Here is a 14,174-nt window from a genome sequence, read left to right on the forward strand (position 1 = left end):
GGTAGGTCCGACGGCCCCGTCACCGACAGGGCACCCAGCGTGTGAAATGCCGTTCTTACTTTGGGATTTGGCGGCGCCGGGCTGGATCAGGACAGCGGGAGGCCCTGTGCCGTCCAACGCTCGCCCGCCTGTTCGACGACGAGCGGGAGGCCGAAGCAGAGGGAGAGGTTGCGAGAGGTGAGTTCGAGCTCCATCGGGCCCGCGGCGAGGACCTTGCCCTGGCGGATCATGAGGACGTGGGTGAAGCCCGGGGGGATCTCCTCGACATGGTGGGTGACCATGAGCATCGAGGGGGCGATCGGGTCGCGGGCGAGCCGGCCGAGGCGGCGGACGAGGTCCTCGCGGCCGCCGAGGTCGAGGCCGGCGGCGGGCTCGTCGAGGAGCAGCAGTTCGGGGTCGGTCATCAGGGCGCGGGCGATGAGGGTGCGCTTGCGCTCGCCCTCGGAGAGCGTGCCGAACTTGCGCTCCAGGTACTCACTCATGCCGAGGCGGTCGAGGAAGGCGCGGGCGCGCTGTTCGTCGATCTCCTCGTAGTCCTCGTGCCAGGTGGCGGTCATGCCGTACGCGGCGGTCAGCACCGTCTCCAGGACCGTCTGGCGCTTGGGGAGCTTGTCGGCCATGGCGATGCCGGCCATGCCGATGCGCGGGCGCAGCTCGAAGACGTCGGTGCCGGGCCGGCCGAGGGTCTCGCCGAGGATGGCGGCGGTGCCCGAGCTGGGGAAGAGGTAGGTGGAAGCGAGGTTGAGGAGAGTGGTCTTGCCGGCGCCGTTCGGGCCCAGGATGACCCAGCGCTCGCCCTCCTTGACCGACCAGGAGACCTGGTCCACCAGAGCCCGGCCCTCGCGGACCACAGATACGTCCTGAAGCTCCAGAACATCGCTCATGAGCGCGTTGTCTCCCCTTGCAGTGTGGCCGGTCTCGGCTGTCGCGTAAGCCTGTGGCTCGGTCCGCCGCGCCGGTGGGCGCAGCCCTCCATGAAATCTACGCCACCGGTCCCCCCGGACATTCCCTCGGTCCGGTCCTTGGAGGGTCCTAGGGTGGGGACATGCTCACGGAACCGCGCGCAGGACGTCTCGCAGCTTGGGGAAATGCCCTTTTGGCCGGACTTGTCTCTCCGGATGACGCTGTACTCGCCATCGTCGGTGAGGACGCTGTGCACCGGGTGGAGGGGTTGCCGGGTGAGCCGGGCCAGGTCGGGCTGACGCTCGCGCTGGGGCGGCTGCGGAGGCTCGGGGCGACCGGACTGCGGGTGGCGCTGCCCGCGCCGGGGCATCCGCTGGGGCTGAGCGGGCCGCCGGAGTTCAACGCGCGGGCCCTGGAGGCCGAGGAGGCGGTGGTCTGTTACGGGGCCGCCCTCGGGTTGGTGCCGGACGTGTACGAGGCCGGGCCTGAGGGGGTGCAGGTCGAGGTGGTGTGGCATGTGCTGCCCGTGCGGGAGGCACCGCCGGCGGATGTGCCGTCGCTGGGTGAGGCGGAGCGGGAGCTGGCGGAGGCGCTCAGGGACGCGACCGAAGCGCTGACGCGGCTGGATGTGGCCGGGGCGGGGCCGGTGGCGGAGGCGGCGGTCGATGCGTATCGGGCGCGGGCCGAGCGGGGGCGGGAGGTGCTGGCGCCCGGGTATCCGTCGCGGGCGGTGCGGGTGCTGGAGCTGGCGCAGCGGGTGGGGACGCTCATCGCTGTGGCGACGGAGAGTGGGCACGGTGGTGCGGTGAGCGCGTCTGAGATCTCTGCGCGGAGGGAGGCGTTGCGGCCGGTGGAGCGGACGGCTCGGCGGGCGCAGGTCGCGGCGTACAACTCCGTTGTGGAGGAGCGGGAGCGGGGGGTGCGGTGACGGGGGGGTTGGCGCTCGGCGTTGGTGCTGAGGGCGGGTGGGTGCGCAGCCCGGCGCTGCGGGGTGCCTCCCCCAAGCTCTCGGCTTCGCTCGAGCAGGGGCCCCCATCGCCCACCCGTGCCGCCCCCAGCGGCACGACTGCCCGCAGCTAAGCAGACCGGACCGGCCTCCCAGGCGTTGCTGGGAGGCCGGGGTCACCTCCGGCTCGGAGACGGAGGTGGGGTGTCAGTGGTTGACGGCGAGGTTGCCGAAGGCGGGGTTCAGGACGCCCACGACGTTCACGCTGTTGCCGGACACGTTGACCGGGACGTGCACCGGGGCCTGGACGACGTTGCCCGAGCCGACGCCCGGGGAGCCCACGGCCTGGCCGTCGGCGTGCGCGCTGGTGGCGGAGGCGATGCCCGCGCCCGCGGCCAGCAGGCCACCGGTCACCATCGTCACGGCAGCGGCCTTCTTCAGGTTCTTCACTTCTGAGCCCTCCTTGCGATTGCCGCGGCAGGCGCCGCAGCACGCACTGGAGAACGGCGGAGATCCACTGAGGATGCGCCATATGGGGGACATTCCCACGACGGTATGAATCTCAGTCCGGAACGGAACCCTCCGTGTTGCCGTGGGATGAGCGTGTCAGCCTGTCACGCCATGGCGAACGGCCCACAGGGCGGCCTGCGTTCGGTCGGACAGGTCGAGTTTCATCAGGATGTTCGAGACGTGGGTCTTGACGGTCTTCTCGGAGAGGACGAGGGCGCGGGCGATCTCCCGGTTGGAGCGGCCGTCCGCTATCAGTCCGAGCACCTCGCGCTCCCGCTCGGTGAGCGAACCGGCCCGCCCCGGACCCGAGTTGACCTCCTCCTGGGACAGCAGTGCGTCAGCGACCTCCGGCTGGAGGAGGATGTGCCCGGCGTGGACGGAGCGGATGGCTCCGGCGAGGGCGTCGGGGTCGACGTCCTTGTAGACGTAGCCGGCGGCGCCCGCGCGCAGGGCGGGGACCACCGTGCGCTGCTCGGTGAAGCTGGTGACGATCAGCACGCGCGCGGGGTTGTCCAGTTCGCGGAGTCTGCGCAGGGCGTCGACGCCGTCCATGCCCGGCATCTTGACGTCCATGAGGATGACGTCGGGCCGCAGTTCCTCCGCGCGGTCGACTCCTTCGGCGCCGTCCGCCGCCTCGCCCACGACCTCGATGTCGTCCTGCACTTCGAGGAACGTGCGCAGGCCCCGGCGGACGACCTGGTGGTCGTCGACGAGCAGCACCTTGATTGCGTCAGCCACCGGGGACCTCCATCTCGATCGTGGTGCCCTTGCCGGGCGCCGATTCCACGGTCAGCGTGCCGCCGGCCCCGCTCGCCCGGTCCCGCATCGAGACCAGGCCCAGATGGCGCCCCGCGCGGCGGACCGCCATCGGGTCGAAGCCGCTGCCGTCGTCCGTGACGCGCAGGACGGCTCCGCTGCCACGGCGGTCCAGGGTCACGTCCACGTGGTCGGCGCCGGAGTGGCGCAGGGCGTTGTGCAGGGCCTCCTGGGCGACGCGCAGGAGGGCTTCCTCCTGGGAGGCGGGCAGGGCCTTCACACCGCGGCCGGCGAAGGTGACGTGGGCGGAGTGGGCGCGGTCGAGGACCTGGACCTGCGTGCGGAGGGTGGCCACGAGGCCGTCCTCGTCGAGGGCGGCGGGGCGCAACTCGACGACGGCGGCGCGCAGTTCGTCGGCGGCCTCGGCGGCGAGGGCCGCCACCTGCTGGAGTTCGCCCTTGGCGCGGGAGGGGTCCCGGTCCACCAGGCGGGCCGCTGCCTGGGCGGTCAGGCGGAGGGAGAAGAGCTTCTGGCTGACCGCGTCGTGCAGTTCGTGGGCGAGGCGGGAGCGCTCCTCGGCGATGGTGAGTTCGCGGCTGCGTTCGTAGAGGCGGGCGTTGGTGAGGGCGATCGCCGCGTGCTGGGCGAGGATGCCGAGCAGTTCCTCGTCGTCCTCGGTGAAGCCGCAACTGCCTTCGGACTTCGGGCAGTTCTTGTTGGCGAGGAACAGCGCGCCGATGACCTCGTCGCCGTCGCGGATCGGCAGGCCGAGGAAGTCGACCAGGTCGGGGTGGGCGCTCGGCCAGCCCTCGAAACGGGGGTCCTTGCGGACGTCGGCGAGGCGCTCGGCCCTGGCCTCGTGCAGCATCGCGGCCAGGATGCCGTGCTGGCGCGGGAGCGGGCCGATGGCCTTCCACTGCTCCTCACTGACGCCGTCGACGACGAACTGGGCGAAGCCGCCGTGGTCGTCGGGGACGCCGAGCGCGGCGTACTGCGCGTCGAGCAGCTCGCGAGCCGAGGCGACGATCGTCTTGAGGACGTCGCGCACCTCGAGATGTCTGCTCATGGCCAGCAACGCGGAACTCACCGCGGCGAGGCCGGACCGTGGACCGTGGCTCATGTCCTCACGGTACCGGCGGGCTGTGACAGCGCGGATCGGGCCGGTGGCGGCGGGCGCCCGGTCCGGTGGGCCTAGGTCGCGGGGCGGATGGGGCCGGCCGGCATGGCGTAGGACCGGGGGCGCCGGGCCGGGGGCGTAGGGCGAAGGGACCCGGTGGTCTGCGGCCCGCGTCCGAGGCGGTCCGGGGGGTCCCGTTCCTACGTTGAGTGCACACGATCACGACGAGGGAGCGGATCATGCCGGTTGCGATCATCACGGGGGCCTCGAAGGGCCTGGGCCGGGCGCTCGCGGAGGCCCTGGCCGGGCGGGGCTGGGATCTGGTGCTCGATGCCAGGGGCGCCGAGGCCCTGACGGACGCGGCAGAGGCCGTCTCCGCGCACGGCACGCGCGTGACCGCCCTGCCCGGGGACGTCACGGACGCCACGCACCGTGCGGCCCTGGTGTCGGCGGCGTGGCGGCTCGGCGGCGTCGACCTGCTGGTGCACAACGCGAGCGCGCTGGGCGCCGAGCCGCTGGTGCGGCTGGAGGAGCTGCCCCTGGAGGGGCTGCGGCGGGCGCTGGAGGTGAACCTGGTGGCGGGGCTGGGCCTGGTCCAGGAGGCGCTGCCGCTGCTGCGGGCCTCGCGGGCGGGCAGCGTCGTGACGGTCAGTTCGGACGCGGCCGCCGAGGCGTACGAGACGTGGGGCGGTTACGGGGCGTCGAAGGCGGCGCTGGACCAGCTGGTGGCGGTGCTCGCCGTGGAGGAGCCGGGGCTGCGGGTCTGGGCGGTGGATCCCGGGGACATGGCCACGGACCTGTACGCGGCGGCCGCACCGGACGATCACGATCCGCGACCGGCGCCGACGACGGTCGTGCCGGGGTTCCTGCGGCTGCTGGACGAGCGGCCGGCGAGCGGGCGGTACGGGGCTCCGGCTCTGGTGAACGGGGTCCGATGACGCCGGCCGTGCGGATACCGGAGGAGTTGTCGGCCCGGGTGCCGGTCGAGCAGCGGGAGCCCGGGCTGGACCGGGACGCCGTGCGGATGCTGGTGTCCCGGGGTGTCGAGGCGGCGCATCACACGTTCCGGGAGCTGCCGCGGCTGTTGCGGGCCGGGGATCTGCTCGTGGTCAACACCTCGGCCACGCTGGCGGCGGCCGTGGACGGGTGGATCGGGCACGCGCGCGTGGTGGTGCATTTCTCCACGCGCGGGGACGACGGCCGCTGGGCGGTGGAGCTGCGGGAGCCCGACGGGCGGGGCACCACGCGCGCGCGTGCGGGTGGGCCCGCGGGTACGCAGGTGTGCCTGCCGGGAGGCGGGGCGCTGGTTCTGGAGGAGCCGCTGAGCGGGCGGCTGTGGTGGGCGCGGGTCGCCGGGCCTGACGTGCCGGGGCTGCTACGGGAGCACGGGCGGCCCATTCGCTACGCCTATACGGAGCGGGACCAGCCGCTGTCCGTCTACCAGACGGTGTTCGCGGTGCCGTCTCCGGACGGGTCGGGCAGTGCGGAGATGCCGAGTGCGGCGCGGCCCTTCACGGCGCGGTTGGTGGCGGAGCTGGTGAGCCGGGGGGTGCAGTTCGCGCCGGTCACGCTGCACACGGGCGTGGCGTCGGCGGAGGTGCACGAGCCGCCGTATCCGGAGCGCTTCGCGGTGCCCGAGGCGTCGGCGCGGCTGATCAACGCCGCGAAGGCCGGTGGAGGCCGGGTCGTGGCGGTCGGGACGACGGCGGTGCGGGCCGTGGAGTCGGCGGTGGGCGCCGACGGGGTCGTACGCGCGCGTGCGGGATGGACGGATCTCGTCGTCACCCCGCAGCGCGGGGTGCGGGTGGTGGACGGGCTGCTGACCGGGCTGCACGAGCCGGAGGCCTCGCATCTGCTGATGCTGGAGGCGGTCGCCGGGCGGGAGGCGATCGAGCAGGGCTACGACGCTGCGCTCCAGGGCCGCTACCTGTGGCACGAGTTCGGGGACGTGCACCTCGTCCTGCCGTAGAAAGGGCTGTGGCGGACCTTCGGTCCTCTTTGCCTCATCGACGCGCCGGTCGGCCACTTCGGCCCGCTGCGGCAGTTCACCCTGGCCAACTCCCACCACCGCAGCCACACCGCGCAGACGCAGGCCCTGCACCGCTACCTACGCCGGCGCAACGCCAATCCCGCCATCCCGACATGCTCTCCGCCCAGCGCAATGCGCCCGCATCCGCATCCGCATCCGCATCAGCAGCGAGAAAGGCATCCGCTGGGGCCGACGCCCCTCGCCGCCGCAGCCTGACCGCTCAACCCGGTGGCCCGGAAACGATCACTGGGCAGCTCAGCCATGGGCCACGCTTGTCGGGCCGGGAGGCGGTGGGACAGGGTCAGCCGATGTCACGGACGTGGTAGGGAGTATGCCTTTGTCCCCCGTGCCCGGTGCCGCTTTGCGTACGACCAGGTCACCGAGGTCATCAAGGCCGGGATGGCGAACAGCGGGGCGAAAGCGAAGCCCCAGACGGTCTGTGCCGTACCGCTCGACATGTACGTCTGGCTCTCGGCGGTGAAAGCGACCACGAGTTGCCACAGTGCCACCAGGACCAGGACGCCCGAGGCGGACCAGGCCAGCGGGGCGAGGACCCTGGGGTGCAGCGGCCTCCACCGGTCGCTGACCAGCAACAGCGGAAACAGAGCGGCCAGCTCGGTGAGGACGGAGAGGCCGACGACGTATGCGATGCCCCAGCCGGGGATGTCGAAGACGTCGCGCAGCACCTGGTCGCTGTAGCCCACATGGACACCGGACGCCATGGCGATGCGCCACAGGCCGGACGGGACGGCACACAGAGCGATGGCGTGGGCGGCGCGGCGAGCCCAGGCAGGCGCAGGTGTTGAGGCGGGGTGAGGGGCGGTCGCTGTCGTCATGACGTACATGCTGGCCCTGGACATGGCAGCCACGCTTCGTCCGCTACGGCGGACCGTATCCGCCCTGCGGATGAGGACGCACCCGCTGAGGGAGGACCTGAGGAGGGCTCAATCGCCGCACAAGCCGGGTTATCCAACCGTCCGGCGATCTGCTGGGCGACCTGGCCGGCGTCGACGAGGTCCTCGCCCTGAGCGCGATCCCGGTCAGCCGGCCGCGCTGGAGACCGGCGGCGTCCATCAGCTGGCAGTCCACGGCGCGCAGATCGGCGTACGGTCACGGACTCGGGCAGGGAGCGGGGGACGGCGGGGCGGGGGTCGATGCCGCGGGCCCGGTCGGTGGCCAGGCGTCCGGCGCGGCCGCCCAGCAGGCGCTGCACGGTGGCGGCCGGGACGGCGGCGACCAAGCCGACGCTGGGGATGCCGTAGTCGCGCAAGGCGTCGGCCTGGCGGGGTCCGATGCCGTGCAGGGCGTCGACGGGCAGCGGAGCGAGCCATGCGCCGACCTGGTCGAGGGCGATGGCGAGGACGCCGCCGGGTGGATCGCGTCTGTCTCATGCGGGCCGGAGTCAGCCCGACCGCTTCCACTGGGCGAATGCGGAGACGGTGGGATAACCCGCCCCCACCAAACAGGGGGGAATTACCCGCTCCGTCGTCACTCTCCGGGGTCACACTGACCGAAAGCCTTCGACCAGGGCTCGATCAGTGCATCTCACGCGGCCGGCCATCACTTCTCAGTCAGGTTCAGACCCAGCGGAGATTGACACAGCGAGCGCTCACCAGCCGTTGAATGCGAACCCAGACCGGCACAGCTTGTCCCAGAGCAGAGAGACGGCCCGTACATCGTCCGCACCCGGCAGTCGGCACAGCCCGGGCGAGAGCGAGTTGCGTAACCGAGCGAGGCGGAGTTGTACGAGCGGGCCACCGAGCAGGGCCGTGCGGTCGCGCGTATCTCCGGACTTTGACCCAAGACCGTGGGTGCCGTCGGTCGTGCTTCGACCGATGAAGTCCCCCAGCCGGAGCTCCTGGCACCCCAAACACGCTCAAGCGCCGTGGCAGGTTCCTCACGCTGAGCATCGCTTGTGCAACCAGCGGTGAGACCGCGTCCCTGCCGATGTGAGCCCGCGCATAGGACCCACGTCACGTACGAAAGGGCGTAGGAGACAAAGCCCCACCTTTTGAGCGGCGCATACAGTCCAGTCTGCACCGATTTGCCCCTCCCTGATCCACTATCGGGCATCGTACGTCACACCTTTGCCACGCTATTTTGCGGCCGCTAAGAATTGCTCTCGTCGCTCAGCGCCGTGGGTTCACCTCCGCGGCGTTCGTGTCGGAAACACACCGAGTCCAACGCCGGACGCCGAGCGACTCCCGCGCTATTCGAAGAGGTCCACACCACCATGCCCAAGAACATCTTCAGCCGTGGCCGTAGTCGTACCCTGACCCGTCACCACAAGATCGCCATGGCGGGTGTCGCCACCCTCGGCGCCGCCGCCATCGGTCTCTCCGCGGTGCCGAGCGGTGCGTCGACCAAGACCACGACCGAGGCCGCTCAGCCGGCTGCGGTGGCGTTCAGCACCGAGCAGATCAAGGACGTCAAGGCCAGCGTCACCGACCAGATGGCCGGTGCCACGGTGAAGGCGGAGCAGATCGCGGCGAAGAAGAAGGCCGACGCCGCTGCCGCCGCCAAGAAGAAGGCCGCCGCCGAGGCGGCGAAGAAGAAGGCCGAGGCCGCGCGCAAGGCCAAGGAGGCCGCGAGCCGGGACGCCAAGCGCGCCCAGGTCAAGAAGGCCGCCGCGAAGACCTACCCGAACAACCTCGACGGCTGGATCCGCGAGTCGCTCGACGTCATGAAGAAGCACGGCATCCCCGGCTCCTACGACGGCATCAAGCGCAACATCATCCGGGAGTCCTCGGGTAACCCGAAGGCGATCAACAACTGGGACATCAACGCCATCAACGGCGTCCCGTCGAAGGGCCTGCTCCAGGTCATCCCGCCGACCTTCAAGGCCTACCACGTCCCCGGCACCTCCTGGGACATCTACAACCCGGTCGCCAACATCACCGCCGCCTGCAACTACGCGGCCGACAAGTACGGCTCCATGGACAACGTCTTCGGCGCGTACTGAGGCCGGCGCGGACCTCTGCTCGCTGGACCGAACGCCGAAGGGCGGCACTCCCCTGACGGAGTGCCGCCCTTCGGGCGTCGTGAAGCGTGACTGCTCGCGCACGACTACTTGCGCATGACCTCGGGCTCGTGGCGGCGCAGGAAGCGGGCCACGAAGAAGCCGCAGATCACGCCGAGGGCGAGGAGCGCGCCCATGTCCATGGCCCAGGCGGCGGCCGTGTGCTCCCACAGCGGGTCGGTGTCGCCGGCCGTCTCGGGCGGGCTGATCTTGTTGAAGTCCAGCGTGGCGCCGGAGGCGGCGACCGCCCAGCGCGACGGCATCAGGAACGAGAACTGGTTGACACCGATCGAGCCGTGCAGCGTGAACAGGCAGCCGGTGAAGACGACCTGGATGATCGCGAACATCACCAGCAGCGGCATGGTCTTCTCGGCGGTCTTCACCAGCGACGAGATGATCAGGCCGAACATCATCGAGGTGAAGCCCAGGGCCATGATCGGCACGGACAGCTCCAGCAGCGTGGCGCTGCCGAAGACCAGGCCCTCCTCGGGGATCTCCCGGCTGGAGAAGCCGATGACGCCGACCAGCAGGCCCTGCAGCACGGTGATCATGCCGAGCACGAACACCTTCGACATCAGGTACGCCGAGCGCGACAGGCCGGTCGCGCGCTCCCGCTCGTAGATGACCCGTTCCTTGATCAGCTCGCGGACCGAGTTCGCCGCGCCCGCGAAGCAGGCGCCGACCGCGAGGATCAGCAGGACCGTGGTGGCCGTGCCGTTCGGGATGATGCGGCCGGTCTGGGGGTTGGGCGGGTTGGGCAGCAGGCCCCGGTCCGCGTCGATGAGCAGGCTCACCGCGCCGAGCACGGCCGGCAGGATCACCATCAGGGCGAGGAAGCCCTTGTCGGACACGATCACCGAGACGTAGCGCCGCACCAGCGTGACGAACTGGGACATCCAGCCCTGCGGCTTCGGCGGCTTCATCGCCTGCATGGGCGCAACCTGTACGGACTGCGGCGCCACCGCGTCGATGTCCGCGGCGTACATCTGGTAGTGCTGCGAGCCCTTCCAGCGGCCCGCCCAGTCGTAGTCGCGGTAGTTCTCGAAGGCGGAGAAGACGTCGGCCCAGGTGTCGTAGCCGAAGAAGTTCAGCGCCTCCTCCGGCGGGCCGAAGTAGGCCACCGCGCCGCCGGGCGCCATCACCAGCAGCTTGTCGCACAGCGCCAGCTCCGCCACGGAGTGGGTGACGACGAGGACCGTACGGCCGTCGTCCGCCAGGCCGCGCAGCAGCTGCATGACGTCGCGGTCCATGCCCGGGTCGAGGCCGGAGGTCGGCTCGTCCAGGAAGATCAGCGACGGCTTGGTGAGCAGCTCCAGGGCCACGGAGACGCGCTTGCGCTGGCCACCGGAGAGGGAGGTGACCTTCTTCTCCTTGTGGATGTCCAGCTTCAGCTCGCGCAGCACCTCGTCGATACGGGCGTCGCGCTCGGCGGCCGTGGTGTCGGCCGGGAAGCGGAGCTTGGCCGCGTACTTGAGGGCCTTCTTGACGGTCAGTTCCTTGTGCAGGATGTCGTCCTGCGGGACCAGACCGATGCGCTGGCGCAGCTCGGCGAACTGCTTGTAGAGGTTGCGGTTGTCGTAGAGGACCTCGCCCTGGTCGGCCGGGCGGTAGCCGGTGAGCGCCTTGAGCAGCGTGGACTTGCCGGAGCCGGACGGGCCGATCACCGCGATCAGCGACTTCTCCGGGACGCCGAAGGAGACGTCCTTGAGGATCTGCTTGCCGCCGTCGACCGTGACGGTCAGGTGGCGGGCGGAGAAGGACACCTCACCGGTGTCGACGAACTCCTCCAGCCGGTCGCCGACGATCCGGAACGTCGAGTGGCCGACGCCGACGACGTCGGCCGGCCCGAGCAGCTGTGTGCCGCCCTTGGGAATCGGCTGGCCGTTGACGTACGTGCCGTTGTGCGAGCCCAGGTCGCGGATCTCCATGCGGCCGTCGGGCGTCGAGTGGAACTCGGCGTGGTGCCGGGAGACCTGGAGGTCGGAGACGACCAGCTCGTTGTCCAGGGCACGGCCGATGCGCATCACGCGGCCGAGGGAGAACTGGTGGAACGTGGTCGGGCTGCGGTCGCCGTAGACCGGCGGCGCCCCCGCGACGCCGCCGGGGCTCTGCTGCTGCGGGACGTGTGCCGCGGGCTGCTGCTGTGGCTGCTGCCAGCCGGCCTGGGCCTGCTGCTGCGGGGCCTGGGGCTGCTGGTGGGGCGCCTGCTGGTGCGGGGCCTGCTGGGCCCAGCCCGGGTTCGCACCCTGCGCGGCGTACGGCTGCTGCTGGGGCTGGGCCTGCGGCGTGGCGACGGAGGCGGCGGCGCCCGAGAGGTTCAGGCGCGGCCCGTCGGTCGCGTTGCCCAGGTGCACAGCTGAACCGGGGCCGAGTTCCACGTGATGGATCCGCTGCCCCTGCACGAACGTGCCGTTGGTGCTGCCATGGTCCTCGATGACCCAACTGCGGCCGTTGAAGCTGACCGTGGCGTGACGCCAGGAGACCCTGGCGTCGTCGAAGACGACGTCCCCCTGCGGATCACGTCCGAGGGTGTATGACCTGGACGGATCGAGCGTCCAGGTACGTCCGTTTGATTCCAGTACGAGTTCCGGCACTCCATGCCCCACTGAGTTGTCCCCCGATTTACCCCCGACATGGGGAGTCTAGGGATGTCGAACATCGGGGGGAACTATTTCAGGAGCGGCCGCCTGACCGAAAGTCGGGCCTTGTGAAGACCGCGTTCGCAGGCATCAGCCGTTTCCGTTGACGGGGTTGAAAACCGGCCGGAGAGTGGTATTTCGACGCGAGGGGGACATGCGCGGTGTTCCCGCCACGCCGCGGGTCGGGGGGTCTGCCATGAGTGCCGGGACAGGTATCGAGACGGCGAGGGACGGCACGCGTGTGCCGTGGGGGGACGTGCTGATGTCCGCCGTCGCCGCCGTGAGCTGGGCGTTGATCGGGATGGCGGGCACGGCAGCGCTGGGTCTGCGGCTGCTGGAGGCGGACGCGGCGGGCTCGTTGGGGCCGATGACCGCGGCGGTGGTGACACTCGGGGCAGGTGGTTCGGTCACACCGTCCGGCGACGTGCCGGCGTTCGGCCTGTCGGGCGCCGGGGCCGACACGGCCATCGAGATCACGCCACTGGGGGTGAGCCTGGCCGGGGCGGTGCTGCTGTCCTACTTCTTCCTACGGTCCTTGCGAGCGGCGGGAGTTGTGATATCGGCGGCCGAACTCCTCGCGCGTGCGGGCGCGGTGGTCGCGCTGTTCGTGGCGATGCTGGGCGGGCTGGCCTGGGCGGGGCACGACGTCATCACGATCGACGGTGGCGCGCTGGGCCTGGACGACCTGACGGGCGGGGGCGATGGAGGTGGAGACGGCCTGGAGATTCCCGGGCTGGGGGACATCGGGGGGTTGCTGCCGGACCGGCTCGGCGACCTGGCCGACGCGCGGGCGGCGGTCGGTTTCACGGTCGACACCGCGCCCACCCTGCTCGGTGGGCTCGGCTGGTCGGCCGGGGTCCTCCTCATCGCCCTGCTGGCCTCGCGCCGCACGCCGCTGCCGCGGGGCTGGGAGGCCGTGCACCGGGTCGTACGGCCCGCCGTTTCCGCGGTGGTGACCGTGCTGCTGGTGGCGGTGGCGGCGGGGCTCGCAGCGGCGGCGTACGCGGCGACCGGCGACGACCATCCCCGGCGCATCGCCGGCGCGGCGCTGCTCGGGGCGCCGAACGGGGTGTGGCTGGGCATCCCGATCGGCCTGCTCGTGCCGTGGGACGGCCGGGCGACGGGTGAACTGGCCCGCCTTCTGCCCGACCCCCTCGACGACCTGCTCGCGGTCCGCTCCGACCAGCCGGTGACGCTGGGGCGGCTGGCCGAGTTGGACGGGCGGGTGTGGCTGCTGGGGGTGGCGGCGGCGTTGATGATGCTGCTGGCGGGTGTGCTGACGGCGGTGCGGACGCCGATGGGGAGCGTGTCAGGGGGTTCCGGAGGTGGAGGGGGTTCGGGTCCCCTCGGTTTCGCGGGACGGTGTGCAGTGCGGCTGGGGGCGGCGACCGCGTCGGCTCTGCCGCTGCTCGCCTGGCTGACGGACGTGTCCGTGACCGCCTCCCTGTCCGTGCTCGGCTTCGACGCGTTCGGCGCGGGCATCGAACTGCACGGGCACCTCGGCATGGCCCTGCTGCTGGGTGCGGTGTGGGGTGCGGGGACCGGGGCGGTGGGGGCGTTGCTGGCGTGGGCGAGCGGGGCCGCGGGGAGGGCGGCGACGGCTTTGGCCCGGGGGGAGGGGGTGGCCGGGGCCGGGCGCGCGGGACGGGAGGCCGGTACGGGACAGGCCGGGTACGACGCGAGTGCCGGGCCAGCCGTGCCCCGGGCCGGTACAGGGCAGGCCGGATACGACGTCGGCGCCGGGCGGTCCGGGGGCCGGGGCGGGTCCAGCGCCGGGCGGGCGTCGTCGTACGGGGAGGAAGCCGGGCCCTACGCGCCGGGAGCGCCGTACCGGCCGCCGAACCCGGCCACCAATCCGTACCTCCGGGGGCCGGACGAGCTGCGAGAGCCGGAGGACGCGCGGCCTGCCGAAGAGGAACGCCCCTCCGGTGGACCGCTGGAGCGCGGCCGGCAGGCCGGTGAGGATCGGCAGCGAGGGGAGGGCCGGCGTTCGCCAGGCGAGGCTCCCCGGCCACCGCACGAAGCCCGCTCGGGCAGTGACCGGGCTGCCTACCGGGACGGTGACGTGTACGGCGCGCCCACGATGGCGCGACCAGTCGGGCCGCCGCCGCGTGGGCCCCGGCAGCCGCCCGGCCCGAAGGGCGGGAACCGGCCGCCGGCCCGGCCGGACGACGGGCCGCCTCCGCCGCCCTCTCCTCCCCCGCCACCGCGGAAACCGCGTGGGGGGAAGTAACCCCCTGGGCGGAGCAGGGACG

The 14,174-nt window shown here is 71.8% G+C and carries 11 protein-coding genes and 2 pseudogenes; 6 read left to right on the plus strand and 7 right to left on the minus strand.

Going from position 1 to position 14,174, the window contains the following annotated elements:
• Positions 1 to 86: 86 nt before the first annotated feature.
• On the minus strand, positions 87 to 884 hold the full coding sequence (locus HDA41_RS08680) for an ABC transporter ATP-binding protein (protein ID WP_020272309.1): 798 nt from the start codon (positions 882 to 884) through the stop codon (positions 87 to 89).
• 161 nt (positions 885 to 1,045) lie between these two features.
• On the opposite strand from HDA41_RS08680, the gene HDA41_RS08685 reads away from it, so the two are divergent.
• Positions 1,046 to 1,831: an Rv1486c family protein gene (locus tag HDA41_RS08685; protein ID WP_184982241.1), complete on the plus strand. Its 786-nt coding sequence runs from the start codon at positions 1,046 to 1,048 to the stop codon at positions 1,829 to 1,831.
• Positions 1,832 to 2,056: 225 nt separating this feature from the next.
• Here the strand turns inward: HDA41_RS08685 and HDA41_RS08690 are convergent, their stop codons facing one another.
• From HDA41_RS08690 to HDA41_RS08700, 3 genes are all read right to left on the minus strand, one after another.
• Positions 2,057 to 2,299 (minus strand): chaplin, encoded by a 243-nt coding sequence (locus tag HDA41_RS08690; protein WP_086847493.1) that lies wholly within the window; start codon positions 2,297 to 2,299, stop codon positions 2,057 to 2,059.
• Positions 2,300 to 2,455: 156 nt separating this feature from the next.
• A complete protein-coding gene (locus tag HDA41_RS08695; RefSeq protein WP_184982242.1) occupies positions 2,456 to 3,097 on the minus strand; it encodes a response regulator in 642 nt (213 codons plus the stop codon).
• Positions 3,090 to 4,235, minus strand: coding sequence for a GAF domain-containing sensor histidine kinase (locus tag HDA41_RS08700; protein ID WP_184982243.1), 1,146 nt, complete (start codon positions 4,233 to 4,235; stop codon positions 3,090 to 3,092). Before HDA41_RS08700 ends, HDA41_RS08695 begins: the two co-directional genes overlap by 8 nt.
• 236 nt (positions 4,236 to 4,471) lie before the next feature.
• Here HDA41_RS08700 and HDA41_RS08705 point away from each other — a divergent pair, with 236 nt between their 5' ends.
• The 3 genes and pseudogenes from HDA41_RS08705 to HDA41_RS41110 form a co-directional block, all read left to right on the plus strand.
• Positions 4,472 to 5,170 (plus strand): SDR family NAD(P)-dependent oxidoreductase, encoded by a 699-nt coding sequence (locus tag HDA41_RS08705; protein WP_184982244.1) that lies wholly within the window; start codon positions 4,472 to 4,474, stop codon positions 5,168 to 5,170.
• Complete coding sequence (locus HDA41_RS08710) at positions 5,167 to 6,201, plus strand: S-adenosylmethionine:tRNA ribosyltransferase-isomerase (RefSeq protein WP_184982246.1); 1,035 nt, start codon at positions 5,167 to 5,169, stop codon at positions 6,199 to 6,201. Before HDA41_RS08705 ends, HDA41_RS08710 begins: the two co-directional genes overlap by 4 nt.
• A 54-nt stretch (positions 6,202 to 6,255) precedes the next feature.
• A pseudogene (locus tag HDA41_RS41110) lies at positions 6,256 to 6,457 on the plus strand (IS630 family transposase); the annotation flags it as partial.
• Positions 6,458 to 6,572: 115 nt separating this feature from the next.
• Here the strand turns inward: HDA41_RS41110 and HDA41_RS08715 are convergent.
• Positions 6,573 to 7,106 (minus strand): hypothetical protein, encoded by a 534-nt coding sequence (locus HDA41_RS08715; protein ID WP_184993261.1) that lies wholly within the window; start codon positions 7,104 to 7,106, stop codon positions 6,573 to 6,575.
• 134 nt (positions 7,107 to 7,240) lie between these two features.
• Positions 7,241 to 7,633: pseudogene (locus HDA41_RS42670) on the minus strand (hypothetical protein); the annotation flags it as partial.
• Between the two features lie 861 nt (positions 7,634 to 8,494).
• Between HDA41_RS42670 and HDA41_RS08720 the strand changes: the two are divergent.
• Positions 8,495 to 9,223 carry a transglycosylase SLT domain-containing protein gene (locus tag HDA41_RS08720; protein WP_184982248.1) on the plus strand — a complete coding sequence of 243 codons (729 nt, stop codon included), beginning with the start codon at positions 8,495 to 8,497 and terminating at the stop codon, positions 9,221 to 9,223.
• A 104-nt stretch (positions 9,224 to 9,327) separates the two neighbouring features.
• Here the strand turns inward: HDA41_RS08720 and HDA41_RS08725 are convergent, their stop codons facing one another.
• Positions 9,328 to 11,874, minus strand: coding sequence for an ABC transporter ATP-binding protein/permease (locus HDA41_RS08725; RefSeq protein ID WP_184982250.1), 2,547 nt, complete (start codon positions 11,872 to 11,874; stop codon positions 9,328 to 9,330).
• 241 nt (positions 11,875 to 12,115) lie between these two features.
• Between HDA41_RS08725 and HDA41_RS08730 the strand changes: the two genes are divergently transcribed.
• Positions 12,116 to 14,152: a streptophobe family protein gene (locus HDA41_RS08730; protein WP_184982252.1), complete on the plus strand. Its 2,037-nt coding sequence runs from the start codon at positions 12,116 to 12,118 to the stop codon at positions 14,150 to 14,152.
• Positions 14,153 to 14,174 lie beyond the last annotated feature (22 nt).

The organism is Streptomyces caelestis (assembly GCF_014205255.1).
Taxonomy (GTDB): Bacteria; Actinomycetota; Actinomycetes; order Streptomycetales; family Streptomycetaceae; genus Streptomyces; species Streptomyces caelestis.

What these genes read in the sequence shown, in the direction of transcription:
- HDA41_RS08680 (WP_020272309.1), bottom strand. Translation starts at nt 884, where the DNA reads ATGAGCGATGTTCTGGAGCTTCAGGACGTATCTGTGGTCCGCGAGGGC.
- HDA41_RS08685 (WP_184982241.1), top strand. Translation starts at nt 1,046, where the DNA reads ATGCTCACGGAACCGCGCGCAGGACGTCTCGCAGCTTGGGGAAATGCC.
- HDA41_RS08700 (WP_184982243.1), bottom strand. Translation starts at nt 4,235, where the DNA reads ATGAGCCACGGTCCACGGTCCGGCCTCGCCGCGGTGAGTTCCGCGTTG.
- HDA41_RS08705 (WP_184982244.1), top strand. Translation starts at nt 4,472, where the DNA reads ATGCCGGTTGCGATCATCACGGGGGCCTCGAAGGGCCTGGGCCGGGCG.
- HDA41_RS08710 (WP_184982246.1), top strand. Translation starts at nt 5,167, where the DNA reads ATGACGCCGGCCGTGCGGATACCGGAGGAGTTGTCGGCCCGGGTGCCG.
- HDA41_RS08715 (WP_184993261.1), bottom strand. Translation starts at nt 7,106, where the DNA reads ATGTACGTCATGACGACAGCGACCGCCCCTCACCCCGCCTCAACACCT.
- HDA41_RS08720 (WP_184982248.1), top strand. Translation starts at nt 8,495, where the DNA reads ATGCCCAAGAACATCTTCAGCCGTGGCCGTAGTCGTACCCTGACCCGT.
- HDA41_RS08730 (WP_184982252.1), top strand. Translation starts at nt 12,116, where the DNA reads ATGAGTGCCGGGACAGGTATCGAGACGGCGAGGGACGGCACGCGTGTG.